The sequence below is a fragment of the Fusobacterium sp. genome, from assembly GCF_019012925.1.
Classification (GTDB): Bacteria; Fusobacteriota; Fusobacteriia; order Fusobacteriales; family Fusobacteriaceae; genus Fusobacterium_A.
This window is the reverse complement of the sequence record NZ_JAGIRL010000052.1, coordinates 1-16,466: the sequence shown is the minus strand read 5'-3', so window position 1 is coordinate 16,466 and position 16,466 is coordinate 1. Positions and strand designations below refer to the sequence as shown.

The following is a 16,466-nucleotide window of genomic DNA, read 5'->3' as shown; positions in this document are numbered from 1 at the left end:
GTAGTTGATTTTGCACAACCAGAAGGTCCAACAAAAACCATAAACTCTCCATCTTTAATATCTAAATCTATACCATGTACAGCTTTAAATCCATTTGGATACTGCTTCTCTACTTTTTTTAATACTACCTCTGACATCTAATAGCCTCCAATTTCAGTTTATTTTTTACTATTTTCATTCATTCTGTTGTCCGTACCTTTCAACAAAATTTTACATCTTTTTTTATCTATTGTCAATGATAAAATGTTTTTTTAATGTAAGTAATATTTATTTTCAGTATATTCAATATTGTTTCTTGTCAAAATAAAACTACATTTTTCTTGAATAAGAAAATGTAGTTTTATTTTTATTTTTCAATTACAAGAGCTATCGCCCCTTTTATTCCTGCTTCCTCCTCTAGCTCTCCAAAAGAGAAAACTAAATTATCCAATGTCAAACTTAAAGCATACTTAGGAAGAAATCTCTTTACTCTCTCCACTATAATATCCCCAGCCTTGGCAACACCACCACAAAGTATAATCACTTCAGGATTCAACAAATTTAAAAGTACTCCTATTCCTTGAGCTAATTTCTCAGCAAAAAAATCAACTATCTCATTACATAGTTTATCTCCTGATTTAGCTAGATCAAATATCTGTTTAGCTTCTAACTTCTCAAGATCTCCAGCTATACACTCATATAATCTACCACTTTTATCCTCACTCAATCTTCTTTTTCCCTCTCTAACAATCCCTGTTGCTGAACAATAAGTCTCTAAACATCCCTTCAATCCACAACCACAGTTATAACCATCTTTTTCTATAACTATATGTCCAAACTCTCCAGCTATTCCTCCTGCTCCATTTACTATCTTCCCATCAACTATTATTCCAGCTGCTATCCCTGTTCCAATAGGTATTGTTATACTGTTCTTATATCCTCTTCCAGCACCAAAAAGTGCCTCTCCTAAAGATATTACCTTCACGTCATTCTCTACTTTTACTAATTTTCCAGATACTCTTTCCATCAATTCTTTAGCATTGAAATCATTTCCCCAAGAAAAATTAGCAGCAATCTTTACAATTGAATTTTCTACAACAGGTCCTGGTATTCCCATTCCAATTGCTTCAATCTCCGATATATCAATTTCTAAATCCTTGGCTAACTCCTGTGTCTTCTTCCAAATTCTATTAAAAGTATCCTCAGCTCCCTTTTTAGACTCTGTTTTCATACTTTTCTTTCCTAAAATTTTTCCAGTATTATCTGAAAGTCCTATTTCAACATTTGTTCCTCCAATATCAATTCCTACAAAATACTTCATAACTCCTCCTTAATTAACACTGTAATCTATTTTATAACAACATTTAAAATAAGTTCACTAATTTTATAATTTGTTTTAAATTTCATCTTTTAATTTGGATTTTCACCATTAATTATATAACGAACTTTTCTAAATTTTCAAGATTTTATTTAGATTATTTACGAAGTATTAAAAAAAGCTGTTCAAACTATACTCTTTTTAAGAATACAATTTGTAACAGCTTCAATTATTTTTTATAAAAGTTTTTCAGCAACTTGTACTTTCATCAATGCTTTATGTAGATTTTTTTGAGTTAAAAGAATATCTTTATCCTCTTGTAATTTAGCTAATTTTGCTTTTAGCTCCTCTACCTCTCTTTTAGCTCTCTCTATATCAAGTTTATCACTTGGTATAGCTTCGTTAGCTATAATAGTTACCACATTGTTAGAAATTTCAAGTAATCCCTCTGAAATAAAGTATTTATCCTCTTTTCCATCAAGTCTTACTTTCATCTCTCCTGTACTAAGTCCTGCAATAAAAGGAGAGTGATTAGGAAGTATTCCCATATTCCCCTCTGTTGTTCTTACTAAGGCAAAGTCAGCCTCTTGCTCAAGTACTTTTTCCTCATAAGTTACAACTTTAATTTTAAATGTAGCCATAACTATTCATCCCCTTTCATAAGGTCTCTCGCCTTTGCTACTGCCTCCTCTATTGTTCCTACATATAGGAAAGCTTGTTCAGGGATATCGTCATGTTTACCTTCTAGTATCTCTTTAAATCCTCTGATTGTCTCTTTTACTGGAACATATTTTCCTTCCATTCCTGTAAATTGCTCTGCAACTGAGAATGGTTGTGAGAAGAATCTTTGGATTTTTCTTGCTCTTGATACAGTTAATTTATCCTCATCAGATAACTCGTCCATACCTAAGATAGCAATAATATCTTGAAGTTCTTTATATCTTTGTAATACTTCTTGAACCTCTCTAGCAACGTTATAGTGCTCTGTTCCAACTATATCTGCTGATAGAGCTTTAGATGTTGAATCCAATGGGTCAACAGCTGGATAGATTCCAAGTGATGCTATCTGTCTTGATAAAACTGTTGTAGCATCTAAGTGTGAGAATGTAGTTGCTGGTGCTGGGTCAGTTAAGTCGTCAGCTGGTACGTATACAGCCTGAACTGATGTGATTGACCCAGATTTTGTAGATGTAATTCTCTCTTGTAAAGCTCCCATCTCTGTAGCTAGGTTTGGTTGATATCCAACTGCAGAAGGCATTCTTCCTAATAGAGCTGATACTTCAGATCCTGCTTGTGTAAATCTGAATATGTTATCTATAAATAGTAGAACGTCTTGTCCCTCTTTGTCTCTAAAGTTCTCTGCTACTGTTAGTCCAGTAAGAGCAACTCTAAGTCTTGCTCCAGGTGGCTCATTCATCTGTCCGTAAACTAGAGATGTTTTTGATAAAACTCCTGATTCAGTCATCTCATCATAAAGGTCTCTTCCCTCTCTTGTTCTCTCTCCTACTCCAGCGAATACAGAAAGCCCTCCATGTCCCTTAGCTATGTTATTAATAAGCTCCATAATAAGAACTGTTTTTCCTACTCCAGCTCCTCCAAATAGTCCTATTTTTCCACCTTTAATATATGGTGCTAAAAGGTCTATTACTTTGATTCCTGTTTCAAAAATCTCTGTTTCTGTCTCTTGCTCCTCAAAACTTGGAGCTTCTCTATGTATTGGTAGATACTCTTCTGTTTCTACAGGTCCATTATCGTCAACTGGTTGCCCTAAAACGTTTAATATTCTTCCTAATACTGCTTTTCCTACTGGAACTTTTATTGGAGCTCCAGTATCTATTACTTCCATACCTCTTTGTAGTCCATCAGTAGAATCCATTGCTACTGCTCTTATTACATTATTACCTAAATGCTGTTGTACTTCTAGTACTAGCTCTTTATCATCAACCTTAACTTTTAAGGCATTGTATATATTAGGCAATTTATCTTTAAAAGCAACGTCCACAACAGCACTAATAATCTGAGTTATAGTTCCTTTGTTTTCCACTCTATTGCCTCCTAATCTTTAATTTAAAGCTGCTGCTCCTCCAACAATCTCTGTGATCTCTTGTGTAATTGCAGCTTGTCTCTCTCTGTTATACTTCAAATTAAGCATTGTTATCATCTCTTCTGCGTTTTCAGTAGCACTTTTCATTGAATTTTTTCTAGCAGAATGCTCACTTGCAGCATTGTTTAGTAATGCTTGATAGATCTCAACATTTAAATATTTTGGAAGAAGTGCAGATAATATAGTCTCTGCATCTGGTTCAAAAATATATGAAGTATTTTCTTTAGCTTCTACTCTCTCTATTGGAATAAGTCTTTTAACAGTTAAATCACTTCTAAGAGCTGATATAAATTTATTATAGATTACATACACTTCATCAAAAATATTTTCATAGTAATACTCTACAATATTTTCACTGATCTCCTGTGCCTTTTTTCCCATTGTCTCAGGAATTAATTGTACATAACTAGCTTTTAAATCATAATTTCTCTTAGTACAGTAATCTCTAGATTTTTTTCCGATAGCAATTACTGAAACCTCTTTTCCACTATTTGCTTGTCTTATCTTTTCTAACTCTTTTAAAGTTGCATGGTTAAAACTTCCACAAAGTCCTGTGTCAGAAGTCATAACTATCACACCTATTTTTTTTACCTCTTCTCTTCCATCAAAAAGAGGGTGTCTTTCACTTTTTATCCCTGCTGCTATATTTGAAAGTATAGTTTGGATACTTTCAGCAAAAGGTCTAGATTTAACAACTAGAGCTGAAAATCTTTTAAATTTTGTAGTGGAAACTATCTCCATAGCTTTAGTAATTTGGTGAGTAGACTGAACACTCTTTATTCTATTTCTTATCTCTTTAGCTCCAGCCATTTTCTCACCTCTTTCTAATTAAAATTCTTTTTGAATGCTTCGATAGCATCTCCTAATTTAGCTTCAAGCTCTTTATCAAGGGCTTTTTTCTCTCTAATTTCATCTAAAATACCTGTTGTATTTCTTAGTTCAGTTATTAATTCTGATTCGAATCTTCTAACTTTATCTAGTTCAATGCTATCTAAGAATCCATTGATTAAAGCAAAGAAAGCTACTACTTGCTCTTCTACAACATATGGTTTGTATTGAGCTTGTTTTAAGATCTCCATTATTCTGTGACCTCTCTCTAATTGAGCTTTTGTTGCTTTATCTAGATCTGATCCAAATTGAGCAAATGTTAATAACTCATTGTATTGTGCTAATTCAAGTTTTACTTTTGCAGCAACTTGTTTCATAGCTTTTATTTGAGCTGATCCTCCAACCCTTGAAACTGAAATACCTGCGTTAATAGCTGGTCTAAATCCTGAGTTAAATAGTTGTGAATCTAGGAATATCTGTCCATCTGTAATTGAAATTACGTTTGTAGGAATATATGCTGATACGTCCCCAGCTTGTGTTTCAATTATAGGAAGGGCAGTAATTGATCCTCCACCTAATTTATCTGATAATTTTGCTGCTCTCTCTAGTAATCTTGAGTGTAAATAGAATACGTCTCCTGGATAAGCTTCTCTTCCAGGTGGTCTTTTAAGTAGTAGTGACATCTCTCTATAAGCAACTGCATGTTTAGAAAGATCATCATATATTATTAATACGTGCTCTCCCTTATCCATAAAGTACTCTCCCATAGCTACTCCTGAGTATGGTGCCATATACTGTAATGGTGCAGCTTCAGAAGCTGTTGCAGCAACGATAGTTGTATACTCCATTGCCCCTGCATCTTCTAATTTCTTATAAATTTGTGCTACAGTTGATCTCTTTTGTCCAATAGCAACATAAATACACTTTACTCCTGTTCCTTTTTGGTTGATAATAGCATCAATAGCTATAGCTGTCTTTCCTGTTTGTCTATCTCCGATAATTAATTCCCTTTGTCCTCTACCAATAGGTACCATTCCATCTATAGATTTAATTCCTGTTTGTAGTGGCTCTGATACAGGTTTTCTCGAGATAATTCCTGAGGCTTTTCTCTCGATCTCCATGTATTTTTCAGGTTTTATTTCACCTTTTCCATCAATTGGTTCTCCAAGGGCATTAACTACTCTTCCTAGCATAGTTTCCCCAGCTGGAACTGAAACAACTCTTCCAGTAGCTTTGACTTCATCTCCCTCTTTTATAAGAGAGAAGTCTCCTAGAATAACGGCTCCAACGTTATCCTCTTCCAAGTTAAGTGCCATTCCCATAACTCCGTGAGGGAATTCTAGAAGTTCTCCTGACATTGCACTACTTAATCCGTAGATTCTAGCAATACCGTCTCCTACCTCTAACACTGAACCTGAAGTTTTTATATCAAGACTTTTTTTATAGTTCTCAATCTCATTTTTTATTATGCTGCTAATCTCTTCTGGTCTAATGTTCAACTGATTTACACCTCCTGTTACAAATCATTATTTCTTTTTAATATTTTCTAATTCTTTACGTATAGATCCATCGATTACAGTATCACCTATTCTTATGATACCTCCTCCTAAAATAGCTCTATCCACTTTAGTAACTAGTTTAACTTTTTTACCAGTTTTCTTTTCTAATTTTTCTATCAATTTAGCCTTTTGAGCTTCAGTAGGCTCAACAGCAAATATAGCTTCTACATCAAGAATTTTATTTTTCTCATAGTATATTTTTAAGTATTCTGCTGTTATATTTCTTATGTTCTCCATTCTTTTTTTATCTAAAATATAAAAAACTATATTTTGGATTGTTTCTCCAGAATTTTTGAACATCTCTTTTAAAACTTTCTTTTTCTCATCCAACTCTATTAGAGGGTGAGTTATAAAAGTTTTAAAATCATTATCATTTTTATAAAGCTCCATCATCTGATTTAATGCTTCATATATCTCTTTTACTTTATCAGTAGAAACTGCGATTTCATAAATAGCTTCAGCATATCTTCTTCCTACTTGGTTAGCTATCATTTCTCTTCCCCTACCCCTTCTATAAACTCATCTATTAAGGTAGACTCGATTTTTGGATTTATTCTCTCTTCAATAAGCTTTTCTGCTAATTGAACTGCAAGAACTTTAACTTCCTCTTGTAACATCTCTTTAGCATCTGTTTTTATCTTAAGAGCTTCCATCTCTGCAGTTTTTAATATTTTTTCTCTTTGAGTTTTTGCCTCACTCAATATATCTTCTCTTCTCTCATCAGCTTTCTTTTCAGCTGTTTTTAATATCTCATTTGCTTCGATTTTAGCTTTTCTTAAAATATCTTCAGATTCTTTTTGAAGTTTTAATGCTGCTTTTTTATTTTCATCAGCTTCTCTTAAATCGCTAGTTATCTTTTCTTTTCTACTGTCTAACATTTTACCTAAAGGTTTTTTGAAATACTTGTTAAATACAAAAACAAGTATAAAAAAGTTTATTATCTGCCAGAACATATTTATATCTACTGATACTACTGGCATTGTTGTTGTCGCCAAATTTTCTACCTCCTTTCCAAATGATAATCAGTTCTTTTTTCTTTACTGATTAAAGGATTATCCTAATAATCCGATGAAAGGATTTGCATACATTAATATTAGTGATACAACTAGTGAGTAGATACCTGTTGACTCAGATACTGCTTGTCCTAAGATCATTGTAGAGATTATATCTCCTTTTGCTTCAGGTTGTCTTGCTACTGATTCAACAGCTTTACCTGCTGCATAACCTTCTCCAATTCCTGGTCCTAATCCAGCTATCATTGCACACCCTACACCTACTGCTGATGCTGCTAATACTATTGTTTTTGCTAATAACATTTGATCCATTTCTATACCTCCTGATTTTAAAAAACTTTATTATTCTGTATATTCACTATCCCCTAAAGAACCTTGAATATATACCATACTTAACATTATAAATACAAAACTTTGTACAAGTCCTGAGAATAAATCAAAATATAAGTGTAATGCTGCTGGCACTACTGCTGGAGCTCCCATATATAGAAGACCCATTATTACTCCACCTGCAAAGGCATTACCAAAAAGTCTGACTGATATATTTACTGGTTTTGCAAATTCACCAACTATATTTAATGGTAACATTATTGGAATTGGTGCTAAGAAACCTTTAAAATATCCTAAAACTCCATTAGATTTTATACTTGCTTTTAAGAACATAAATGTTGTTAAAAGTGCTAGTCCAACTGTAGTATTCAAATCTGAAGTTGGTGTTCTAAAAGCTGGTGCAAAACTAATATGTCCATCACTTAAAGAAAACCAAGGAATTGGGAAAAAGCTTATTATATTTGATGTAAATATAAACAGAAATAATGGTCCTATATATGATAGATATTTTTTCTTCCAAGAACCCATCATCTGTTCTACTACTCCATCTAAGAAAGCATAGATGCTCTCTAAAATAAGTTGTAATTTTCCAGGAATTACCTCTAGCTTACTAGTTCCAATTCTAAATAACATAAACATAAAAAATATTAAAAACCAAGTAGTAACTACAGTTATTGTTACTGGTAAACCATATCCTCCATTTGCCAATTCCATTGCAAAAGGCATCTTCTGAAGAAACTCTGGTAATGGTATAAAGAAAACTACCTTAGGTCCTTCTACCAAAGGGGGTACCTGAAACTCTATAAAGCTAAGCTTTCTTACTATTCCTCCAATTACTGCTATTATGACTATTGGAATAAATGTTTTTAGTTTGTTCATTGCCGATTAAACCCTCCTTTCTGTTTTATTTTAGGTTTTTATCCCTTATTTTTAAAACTTTATCAGAAAGAGCCATCAATAAGATATTACCTTTCACATTGAGAAGCCCTAGTCCCGAACATATTATCATTGATAGGCCAAAAAATTTACCTATCACTCCCAAGTAAATCCCATATATAAGGTATCTCTGTAAATAACCCAATATACCTCTTTTATATGATCCCTGTTGTGTTGCAACTATTTTTTTTACATCTAAACATAATAAATAAAGTCCTAAAATAGACACTACCGCTCCTGAGAACATCCCTAAATATACCTCTTTGCTCCCTACTATCACTCCATAGACTAATATAGCTAAAGCTGTAATCCAGGTTCTTTTAAATAAAATTTTTACCTTGTCCACTTAATCACCTTATTTTTTCATTATTGTCATATATACATTATAGAATCCACTTATAACTCCAACTATAATAAGAGCTATAAATAGAATTGTACTTTTAATAAAAAACCTCTCTATTAACTTATATATTCCTACATACAACAGTATATTCCCTACCATTAAAAAGCCTAAATAACTTAATAAAGATAACGCATATAGAGTATCTTTTGTCATCCATTTGATATATTTCATACATATTCACATCTCTTTGCTATACAATTTTATAATATAAAACAAAAATAGTCAAACTTATTATAGTTTTTTACTAAAATTATTTATTATAATGTAATAAATAACATTTATTTTTTCAATAAATATACAGATCTTTTTCCTGCTATCTTATCATTTATCACTCTTGTTATCATTTTTAAACCAACTTTAATAGCACATTCCTCTATCTCTGTATGAGTAAATATCTTTTTGGCATAAGACTCTTTAAGTCTCTCCCAACTACCACGAGAATTTTTTAAGAAGTATGTTGCATCAATATAATCAATACCCTCTTCTATCTCATGTTCCCAGATACAAGTTATCTCTTTTCTATTATCTACAAATACTCCTCCTGGAAACATTGTCTCCATAAATTCTCTATCCACAACATCAAATATATATATACCATTTGAGTTCAATGAATTTTCGACACTTTTGAAGTGCTCCTCTAACTCCTCTAATGAAACTAGATGATTAACAGTATCAAAAAGTGAAACCATTATATCATATCTATATCCTGTATCAAACTCCACCATGTCACCTAAAAATAGTTTTACCTCTCTATGTTTCAGTTTTTTCTGTGCTATCTTCAACATCTCTTCAGAGATATCCATACCATCACACTGGTAATTTTTGGCCATTCTCAAAAGAAGTTCCCCAGTTCCACAACCAATATCTAGTAATCTTTTCCCATCTGGACTTCCTTTTTCAATAAGCTCTTCAACTTGTTTTTCCCAAGCACCATAATCTGAAAATTCCATAAATTTATCATATAATTTTGAGAAAACTTTATACATCTCTCTCTCCTTAAACTAAGCTAATTCTTTTTTTACAACATCTGCTATCTCATTTACAACCTTCTCTACCATAGCTGTCTCTTTTCCCTCTACCATTACTCTTACTAATGGCTCTGTTCCAGATGTTCTAACTAGGACTCTTCCTAATCCTTCCATCTCTTTCTCTTTTAGTGCAATAAAATCCACTATATTCTTATTTTGATTCCATATATTTTTTTTCTTATTATCTACAACAACATTCACCAATTTTTGTGGCCAATCTTTTATATCTTTTATCATTTCATCTAAATATTTTTTCTCATCTCTTAAAGCTTCAACCAATTTTAAAGAAGTTAAAACTCCATCTCCTGTTGTTGCATATTGTAGTAGTATTATGTGTCCAGATTGCTCTCCACCAATAGCTACACTCTGTTGTAACATCTTCTCAAGAACATATCTATCTCCAACATTAGCTCTTAGTAACTCTATTCCATTCTCTTTTAAGTAACTTTCAAATCCCATATTACTCATAACTGTAGTTACTACTCTATCTCCTGTTAACTCACCTTTTCTCTTCATTCCCATTGCAAGAGTTGCTATTATCTTATCTCCGTCAATTATATTTCCTCTTCTATCAACTGCAATAAGTCTATCTGCATCTCCATCATATGCTAATCCTAGATCTGCTTCATAACCTATTACTACCTTAGCTAAAATCTCTGGATGAGTTGATCCACATTTTACATTTATATTTGTTCCATTTGGAGCATCATTTATCAATACAACCTCTGCTCCTAGAGCTAAAAATACATCTTTTGCTATTCTATAAGCAGAACCATTAGCAGTATCTACTACAACTTTTATTCCTGTAAAATCTCCTGATACAGAAGAAAGTAGATGATCTCTGTATGAATAATACTCATCTTCAGCATATTTAAACTGTCCTACCTTATCTCCAGCTATTGGATTTTCTAAGATAGTTGGATCGTCCATCAATCTCTCAATCTCCATCTCAACTTCATCAGGTAATTTGTATCCATTGCTTGCAAAAACTTTTAGTCCATTGTCTTTAGCTGGGTTGTGAGAGGCTGATATCATTATACCTGCATCTGCATCCTTCTCCTTGGTTAGATAAGCCACTGCTGGTGTTGAGATAACTCCTACAAAGTCTACATTCACTCCCATTGAAGTCAATCCAGCTAAAAGTGCTGATCTTAACATATAACCTGATACTCTTGTATCACAACCTAATATAACCTTTAATTTTTTCTTGTCTGGGTTTTCTCTTTTTAAATAATAACCTAAAGCATATCCCAATCTTAAAGCTATATCTACAGTTAACTCTCTATTTGCTTCTCCTCTTATTCCATCAGTTCCAAAATATTTTCTCATTTTGTATTACTCCTTCTCAAATTTAATTTTTCACCAATAAATCCAGTTATCATTCCTGCCACTACACCAATAAGCAAAAATATCCATACAAAACCCATAATAGATTTTGAATATAGAGATACATTTCTAAACATTAAAAAATACACCACTATCAGTTGAAATAGATTGTGTAAAAAAGCTGATAGCGAGCTGATTGCTATTAGTGAAAGATGATCTCTAAACTTATATAACCCTATCATAAATATAGTTGTCAAACTTCCTGCAGTTAAACTTATTATAAAACCAGGTGTAAATATGGTTCCTAACATCAAACCCTGTATGAATATTCTCAAAAGAACTAACTCCATAGCAAATTTAGAGTCAAATTTTTCAAGGGCTATCAAAACTGCAATGTTTGATAGCCCTATTTTCATCCAAGGAAATGGCTTAGGTATAAAGTTTTCTGCAATAGAAAGATACAAGGCCAGTAGTACTAAAGCCTTCAAATACATATCTCTTCTATCTTTTTTCATAATTAAACTCTTAAAGCTGCCTTCATTCCTAATTTGTCTTTATATTTTTCTAAGATCGGACTAACTTCTATATCTATAAATTCTTTTGTTTGTTCTGGAGCAAATCCAATGAAATTTTTAGGATCTAATATCTCTAATAATCTCTCTTTATCTAAATTGAAATACTTATCATTTATTATTCTATCAATTAAATCGTTATCCTTACCTTCAACCTTTACATTTTTACCTGCTTCCATAGAGTGTACTCTTATTCTTTCATGAAGCTCTTGTCTATCTCCACCATTTTTTACACACTCCATTATTATATACTCAGTTGACATAAATGGTAACTCCGCCATTATTCTCTTCTCTATCATTTTTGGATAAACTACTAATCCATCTAATATGTTTTTCCAAATTATTAAGATTGCATCTACTGCTAAGAAAGCTTGAGGTAGTGATAATCTTTTATTAGCTGAATCATCTAGAGTTCTTTCAAACCATTGAGTTGAAGCTGTCATAGCTGTACTTTGTTGTAATGCTATTACAAACTTAGCCAGTGATGATATTCTTTCACTTCTCATTGGGTTTCTTTTATAAGCCATTGCTGAAGATCCTATTTGACTCTTCTCAAAAGGCTCCTCTATCTCTTTTAAATGTTGTAAAAGTCTTAAATCATTTGTAAATTTATGAGCTGACTGTGCTATATTAGCTAATAGGTTCATAATTTCAGAATCAACTTTTCTATCATAAGTTTGTCCTGTCACTAAAAATCTCTTATCAAATCCCATTTTCTCAGTAATTCTTCTATCTAACTCTTTTACCTTTTCAAAATCTCCATTAAATAGTTCTTGGAAACTTGCTTGTGTTCCAGTAGTTCCCTTTACTCCTCTAAATCTTAAAGTTTTTTCTCTAAACTCTAACTCTTCTAAATCTAATAATAAACTCTGTAACCATAGAGTAGCTCTCTTTCCAACAGTTGTTAATTGTGCTGCTTGGAAATGTGTAAATCCTAAAGTAGGCAGACTTCTATTCTCCATAGCAAACTTAGACATCTCTGAAATTACATTTACTAATTTTGTCTTTACAATATCTAATCCATCTTTTATTTGAATAAGATCTGTATTATCTCCAACGAAAGCACTAGTTGCTCCTAAATGTATGATAGGCATTGCCTTTGGAGCTTGTGTTCCAAATGTATGAACGTGTGCCATAACATCATGTCTAAACTCTGCTTCCTTTTTAGCTGCTAACTCATAATCTATATTGTAAATATTAGCTTTCATCTCTTCAATCTGCTCATCAGTTATATTTAAACCTAATTCTTTTTCTGATTCTGCTAAAGCTATCCATAATTTTCTCCATGTAGAAAATTTCTTATCTGGTGAAAAATTTTCTAACATCTCTTTTGAACTATATCTCTCTGCTAAAGGGTTTGAATAAATATTTGTTTCCATCTTTTACCATCCTTTTATATTAGTTTTTATTATTTTCTTTTGACATTATAATAGCTGCTTCATTGTTATCCTTATAGTAATTTTTTCTCTTACCTATCTCTTTGAAACTATTTTTTACATAAAACTCTCTGGCTACTATATTACTCTCTCGAACTTCTAAAAAAATATCTTTTTTTAGTTTTTCAATCTCATCTAGCAAAATCTTCCCTATACCTTTTTTTCTAAATTCAGGTAAAACTGCTATTTTCATTATCTCTAAACTTTCGCTATTATCAAAGACAATCACATATCCAACTAAATTTTCTATAGAAGATACTCCGATTACACTGTACCTCTCTTTATCCTGAACCATCTCTGACAACTGTTCCTCTGTATAAGCACTTGTTGGAAAACATATTTTTTCTAATCTAGTTAAGCTCTCTATATCTATCTCATACTCTAATCTCATAATCCCTCACTATTTCAATAAAGAGATTCTATTTAAAGGCCAAAATCTAACAAATGCCTTTCCTTTTATTCTGCTCTCTTTTACAAATCCCCACATTCTTGAATCGTAACTTCCATTAGTATTATCTCCTAAAGCTAAGTAGTAATCTTCATCTGCTACTACACTTACTCTCTCTCCAGCAAATATCTTTTTAACATAATCTGGATTATGTATTAAATCTAACACCATACCAGTTTTTATACCATTTACTCTAAACTCTAAATCCGGTAATATACTAGCTACTGCTCCTGGATTAGCTACAAGTTGTTTTTGAATCTCTGCTACATCAACAGTTTCTCCATTTTTACTCCAAACATAAGCACCATAATTAGCTCCTGGTATAACTTCAATTGTATCACCTTTTTTAGGAATTATCCAGTAACTGTCTTCACCTAACTGCCCTAAGCTTGAGTACTCTCTCAAATCTATAGCCTTATCATTTACATATAGGTGATTATTTTTTATAGCTACCTTTTCTCCAGGTAATCCCATTATTCTTTTTGTATATAAAACCTTATTTTGAATTGGCTCTTTAAATACAATTATCTCATCTCTTTCAGGCTTTCTAAAATTATAGACTACCATATTTCCAAACAATCTATCTTTAGGCATTATTGTAGGTTCCATTGAACCTGTTGGCACTAAAAAATTTCCTAAATATATTTTTTGAATTATAACAACTAAAATTAAAGCTGTTCCAATACTTTCAGTAAAACCTATTGCTTTTTTTATAAATTTTCCTAAGCTCTTATTTTCTAAATTCATCTTTCTTATCAATCTATCAGAAAATTCATCTCTATGTTTTTTTATAAAAGAACCAATCTGCTTTTCTTTAATAAAAAGTATTATAAATATGATAGTTACAATCAAATAAAAAATTCCATTAATTATTAATTTGCTTTTTTCCATTTTTCTCTCCATATCTTTAATTTCATAAACAACTATTACTTCTTATATTTTAGCATAAAATTTTAAAAAATTATATTAAAAAATCTTTCCCAATTAAATATATATCTTTTTTATCTATTTTCTTGCAATTTGTTAGAAAAAAATAGATGTGCAACTTTAGAATAACTGACTCTTAAAAAAGAAAGAGCAAGTACTATTTAACATACTTGCTCTTTTACCTATCTATTAAATTTTTCAAAAGCTTTCATATAAATTTTCATAGCCTGTTTCATATCATCTAAAACAATATACTCATTAGGTTGATGCTCAGTCTTTGGACGACCAGGTAAAACACAACCAAAAGCCACACAATTCTCCATAGCTCTTGCATAAGTAGCTCCACCACTTGCTACAGGTTGAGACTCCATATCTCCTGTTACTTCTTGATAAGCACTCATTAAAGTTGTTATTAACTCTGAATCTAGAGGAACATATATAGATTTTAAGTAATCATGCTGTCTATACTCAAAACCATACTCTTTTGCTTTTTCAGAAAGTGTCTTTACTATCTCTTCCTTATCATAAGTAACTGGTATTCTCATATCTATTCCTAAAATCTCTTCATTTTCAGTAAACTCTATCTTTCCAACATTAAATTTTAACTCTCCAGAATGTTCATCTTTTATTAAACCAAAAATAGGCTCTGCAAAATCAAATCCTATTAGATTTTCAGAGATAAATTTACCTGATTTACTCTCTTTTCCTAATAGAGTTAGGGCATGCATATATCTGTTTATTGCATTTATTCCTGTTTCTGCAACTTGAGCATGTACACTCTTTCCAATTATCTCAATATCATTCTCTTTCTCTTCAAATTCATAATTTAATTCTGTTAAAACTCTTTTTAACTCCTCATCTTTTGGAACAATCATGTTTGAAGGTACAGAGTTAAAGGCATCTCCACCTTTAAATACCATTCCACTCTCATTTTTTCCTACAAGTTTACATTGTAATAACCCTTTTTCTGAGTATATTAAAGGAAATTTTGAGTCTGGAGTAAATCCTATTGTAGGCATCTCCTCTTTTTCAATGTATTTAGGCATATCTCTCCATAGATTCTCTTCATCTGTTCCAAAGATAAATCTAACTCTATAATTTAATTTTAGTCCTGAATCTAAAAGAGTTTTAAGTGCATAAATTGCAGCTAATGTAGGTCCCTTATCATCTTGTGATCCTCTTCCATAATACTTACCATCTTTTATAACAGGTGAAAATGGTGGATTATCCCATTTTTCTAAATTTCCAGGTGGTACAACATCTAGATGTCCTAAAACTCCCACTAATTTATCTCCTTCACCTACTTCAGCATAACCATAATACCCCTCTGGATCAATATGAGTTTTAAATCCCAACTCCTTACAGATGCTCAACATCTCCTCTAAAACTTTTTGAATATTTTCTCCAAAAGGATATACGCTCTTATCCTCTTGATAATAACTGGGAATAGATATTAATCTATCTAGGTTTCCTAGAAACTCTATAAAATTCTCTTCTAATTTTTCACAATAAATTTTTTCCATACTTTCCTCCCGTTATAGTAATATATTACTTCTATTTTATAATATATTTATCCAGTAAGCAAGTATAAAGTGCTATTAGAAAGAAAAAGAGATGGCTTTCGCCATCTCTTAACATAATTTTACTATTTTCTGATTTCTTTAATTCTAGCTTTTTTACCAGAAAGTCCTCTTAAGTAGTAAAGTTTAGATCTTCTTACTCTACCGATTTTTAACACTTGGATCTTGTCGATCATAGGTGAGTTTACAGGAATAATTCTTTCTACTCCTATTCCAGCAGTTACTTTTCTTATTGTGAAAGTTTTTGCAATTCCTCCACCATTAACTCTGATAACTACTCCTTCGAATAATTGAACTCTTTCTTTGTTTCCTTCTACAACTTTGTAGTATACTGCAATAGTATCTCCAGCTTTGAATTCAGGAATGTCGTTTCTTAAGTAGCTTTGCTCTACTAATTGAATTAATTTTTCTTTCATTTATTCTCCTCCTAAAGATATTCATTTAATTTTTTTTTGCTATTAAAGCGGAATATCGAATTAACTTTAGTATTTTATCACATTTTCAATTTTTTGTCAAGGTAAAAACATTTCCAAAAAATAAAAAAATGGCGCTTCCTAATGGACTCGAACCATTGACACTGCGGTTAACAGCCGCATGCTCTACCGACTGAGCTAAGGAAGCACTCTTATGAGAGCTTGGCAAGTTCCTATCCTCCCAGGAGGCTTCCCTCCAAGTACTT

At 31.8% G+C, this 16,466-nt stretch carries 19 protein-coding genes, 1 tRNA gene and 1 pseudogene; all 21 read right to left on the bottom strand.

The window, feature by feature from the left end:
- A pseudogene (locus tag QZ286_RS09690) lies at nt 1–137 on the bottom strand (sugar ABC transporter ATP-binding protein); the annotation flags it as partial.
- Nucleotides 138–346: 209 nt separating this feature from the next.
- On the bottom strand, nt 347–1,300 hold the full coding sequence (locus QZ286_RS09685; protein WP_291256762.1) for an ROK family protein: 954 nt from the start codon (nt 1,298–1,300) through the stop codon (nt 347–349).
- A gap of 233 nt (nt 1,301–1,533) precedes the next feature.
- Nucleotides 1,534–1,938, bottom strand: a complete 405-nt coding sequence (atpC, locus tag QZ286_RS09680; protein WP_291256761.1) for an ATP synthase F1 subunit epsilon — start codon at nt 1,936–1,938, stop codon at nt 1,534–1,536.
- Nucleotides 1,939–1,940: 2 nt separating this feature from the next.
- Nucleotides 1,941–3,341 carry a F0F1 ATP synthase subunit beta gene (gene atpD, locus QZ286_RS09675; protein ID WP_291256760.1) on the bottom strand — a complete coding sequence of 467 codons (1,401 nt, stop codon included), beginning with the start codon at nt 3,339–3,341 and terminating at the stop codon, nt 1,941–1,943.
- An 18-nt stretch (nt 3,342–3,359) separates the two neighbouring features.
- Nucleotides 3,360–4,211, bottom strand: coding sequence for an ATP synthase F1 subunit gamma (gene atpG, locus QZ286_RS09670; RefSeq protein ID WP_291256759.1), 852 nt, complete (start codon nt 4,209–4,211; stop codon nt 3,360–3,362).
- A gap of 14 nt (nt 4,212–4,225) precedes the next feature.
- On the bottom strand, nt 4,226–5,728 hold the full coding sequence (atpA, locus tag QZ286_RS09665; protein ID WP_291256758.1) for a F0F1 ATP synthase subunit alpha: 1,503 nt from the start codon (nt 5,726–5,728) through the stop codon (nt 4,226–4,228).
- Nucleotides 5,729–5,755: 27 nt separating this feature from the next.
- On the bottom strand, nt 5,756–6,280 hold the full coding sequence (gene atpH, locus QZ286_RS09660; protein ID WP_291256757.1) for an ATP synthase F1 subunit delta: 525 nt from the start codon (nt 6,278–6,280) through the stop codon (nt 5,756–5,758).
- Entirely contained in the window at nt 6,277–6,783 is a 507-nt protein-coding gene (gene atpF / locus QZ286_RS09655) for a F0F1 ATP synthase subunit B (protein WP_291256756.1), read from the bottom strand. Before atpF ends, atpH begins: the two co-directional genes overlap by 4 nt.
- Nucleotides 6,784–6,840: 57 nt before the next feature.
- Entirely contained in the window at nt 6,841–7,113 is a 273-nt protein-coding gene (gene atpE, locus QZ286_RS09650; protein ID WP_005882859.1) for an ATP synthase F0 subunit C, read from the bottom strand.
- A 30-nt stretch (nt 7,114–7,143) separates the two neighbouring features.
- Nucleotides 7,144–8,010, bottom strand: a complete 867-nt coding sequence (gene atpB, locus QZ286_RS09645; RefSeq protein ID WP_291256755.1) for a F0F1 ATP synthase subunit A — start codon at nt 8,008–8,010, stop codon at nt 7,144–7,146.
- A 25-nt stretch (nt 8,011–8,035) separates the two neighbouring features.
- Entirely contained in the window at nt 8,036–8,413 is a 378-nt protein-coding gene (locus tag QZ286_RS09640; RefSeq protein ID WP_291256754.1) for an ATP synthase subunit I, read from the bottom strand.
- A 9-nt stretch (nt 8,414–8,422) separates the two neighbouring features.
- Nucleotides 8,423–8,641, bottom strand: coding sequence for an AtpZ/AtpI family protein (locus tag QZ286_RS09635; protein WP_291256753.1), 219 nt, complete (start codon nt 8,639–8,641; stop codon nt 8,423–8,425).
- A gap of 107 nt (nt 8,642–8,748) precedes the next feature.
- Nucleotides 8,749–9,456, bottom strand: coding sequence for a class I SAM-dependent methyltransferase (locus tag QZ286_RS09630; protein WP_291256752.1), 708 nt, complete (start codon nt 9,454–9,456; stop codon nt 8,749–8,751).
- Nucleotides 9,457–9,471: 15 nt separating this feature from the next.
- Complete coding sequence (glmM, locus tag QZ286_RS09625; protein WP_291256751.1) at nt 9,472–10,827, bottom strand: phosphoglucosamine mutase; 1,356 nt, start codon at nt 10,825–10,827, stop codon at nt 9,472–9,474.
- The gene (locus QZ286_RS09620; RefSeq protein ID WP_291256750.1) at nt 10,824–11,339 is read right to left on the bottom strand and encodes a Gx transporter family protein; all 516 of its coding nucleotides are present in this window, start codon (nt 11,337–11,339) and stop codon (nt 10,824–10,826) included. Before QZ286_RS09620 ends, glmM begins: the two co-directional genes overlap by 4 nt.
- 2 nt (nt 11,340–11,341) lie before the next feature.
- A complete protein-coding gene (gene purB, locus QZ286_RS09615) occupies nt 11,342–12,775 on the bottom strand; it encodes an adenylosuccinate lyase (protein WP_291256749.1) in 1,434 nt (477 codons plus the stop codon).
- Nucleotides 12,776–12,794: 19 nt separating this feature from the next.
- A complete protein-coding gene (rimI, locus tag QZ286_RS09610; protein ID WP_291256748.1) occupies nt 12,795–13,223 on the bottom strand; it encodes a ribosomal protein S18-alanine N-acetyltransferase in 429 nt (142 codons plus the stop codon).
- A 9-nt stretch (nt 13,224–13,232) separates the two neighbouring features.
- A complete protein-coding gene (gene lepB / locus QZ286_RS09605; RefSeq protein WP_291256747.1) occupies nt 13,233–14,171 on the bottom strand; it encodes a signal peptidase I in 939 nt (312 codons plus the stop codon).
- A 218-nt stretch (nt 14,172–14,389) separates the two neighbouring features.
- Nucleotides 14,390–15,730, bottom strand: a complete 1,341-nt coding sequence (locus QZ286_RS09600; RefSeq protein ID WP_291256746.1) for a Sapep family Mn(2+)-dependent dipeptidase — start codon at nt 15,728–15,730, stop codon at nt 14,390–14,392.
- Nucleotides 15,731–15,852: 122 nt separating this feature from the next.
- A complete protein-coding gene (rplS, locus tag QZ286_RS09595) occupies nt 15,853–16,203 on the bottom strand; it encodes a 50S ribosomal protein L19 (protein WP_291256745.1) in 351 nt (116 codons plus the stop codon).
- Nucleotides 16,204–16,332: 129 nt separating this feature from the next.
- Nucleotides 16,333–16,408: transfer RNA gene (locus QZ286_RS09590), tRNA-Asn, on the bottom strand.
- Between the last annotated feature and the right edge of the window lie 58 nt (nt 16,409–16,466).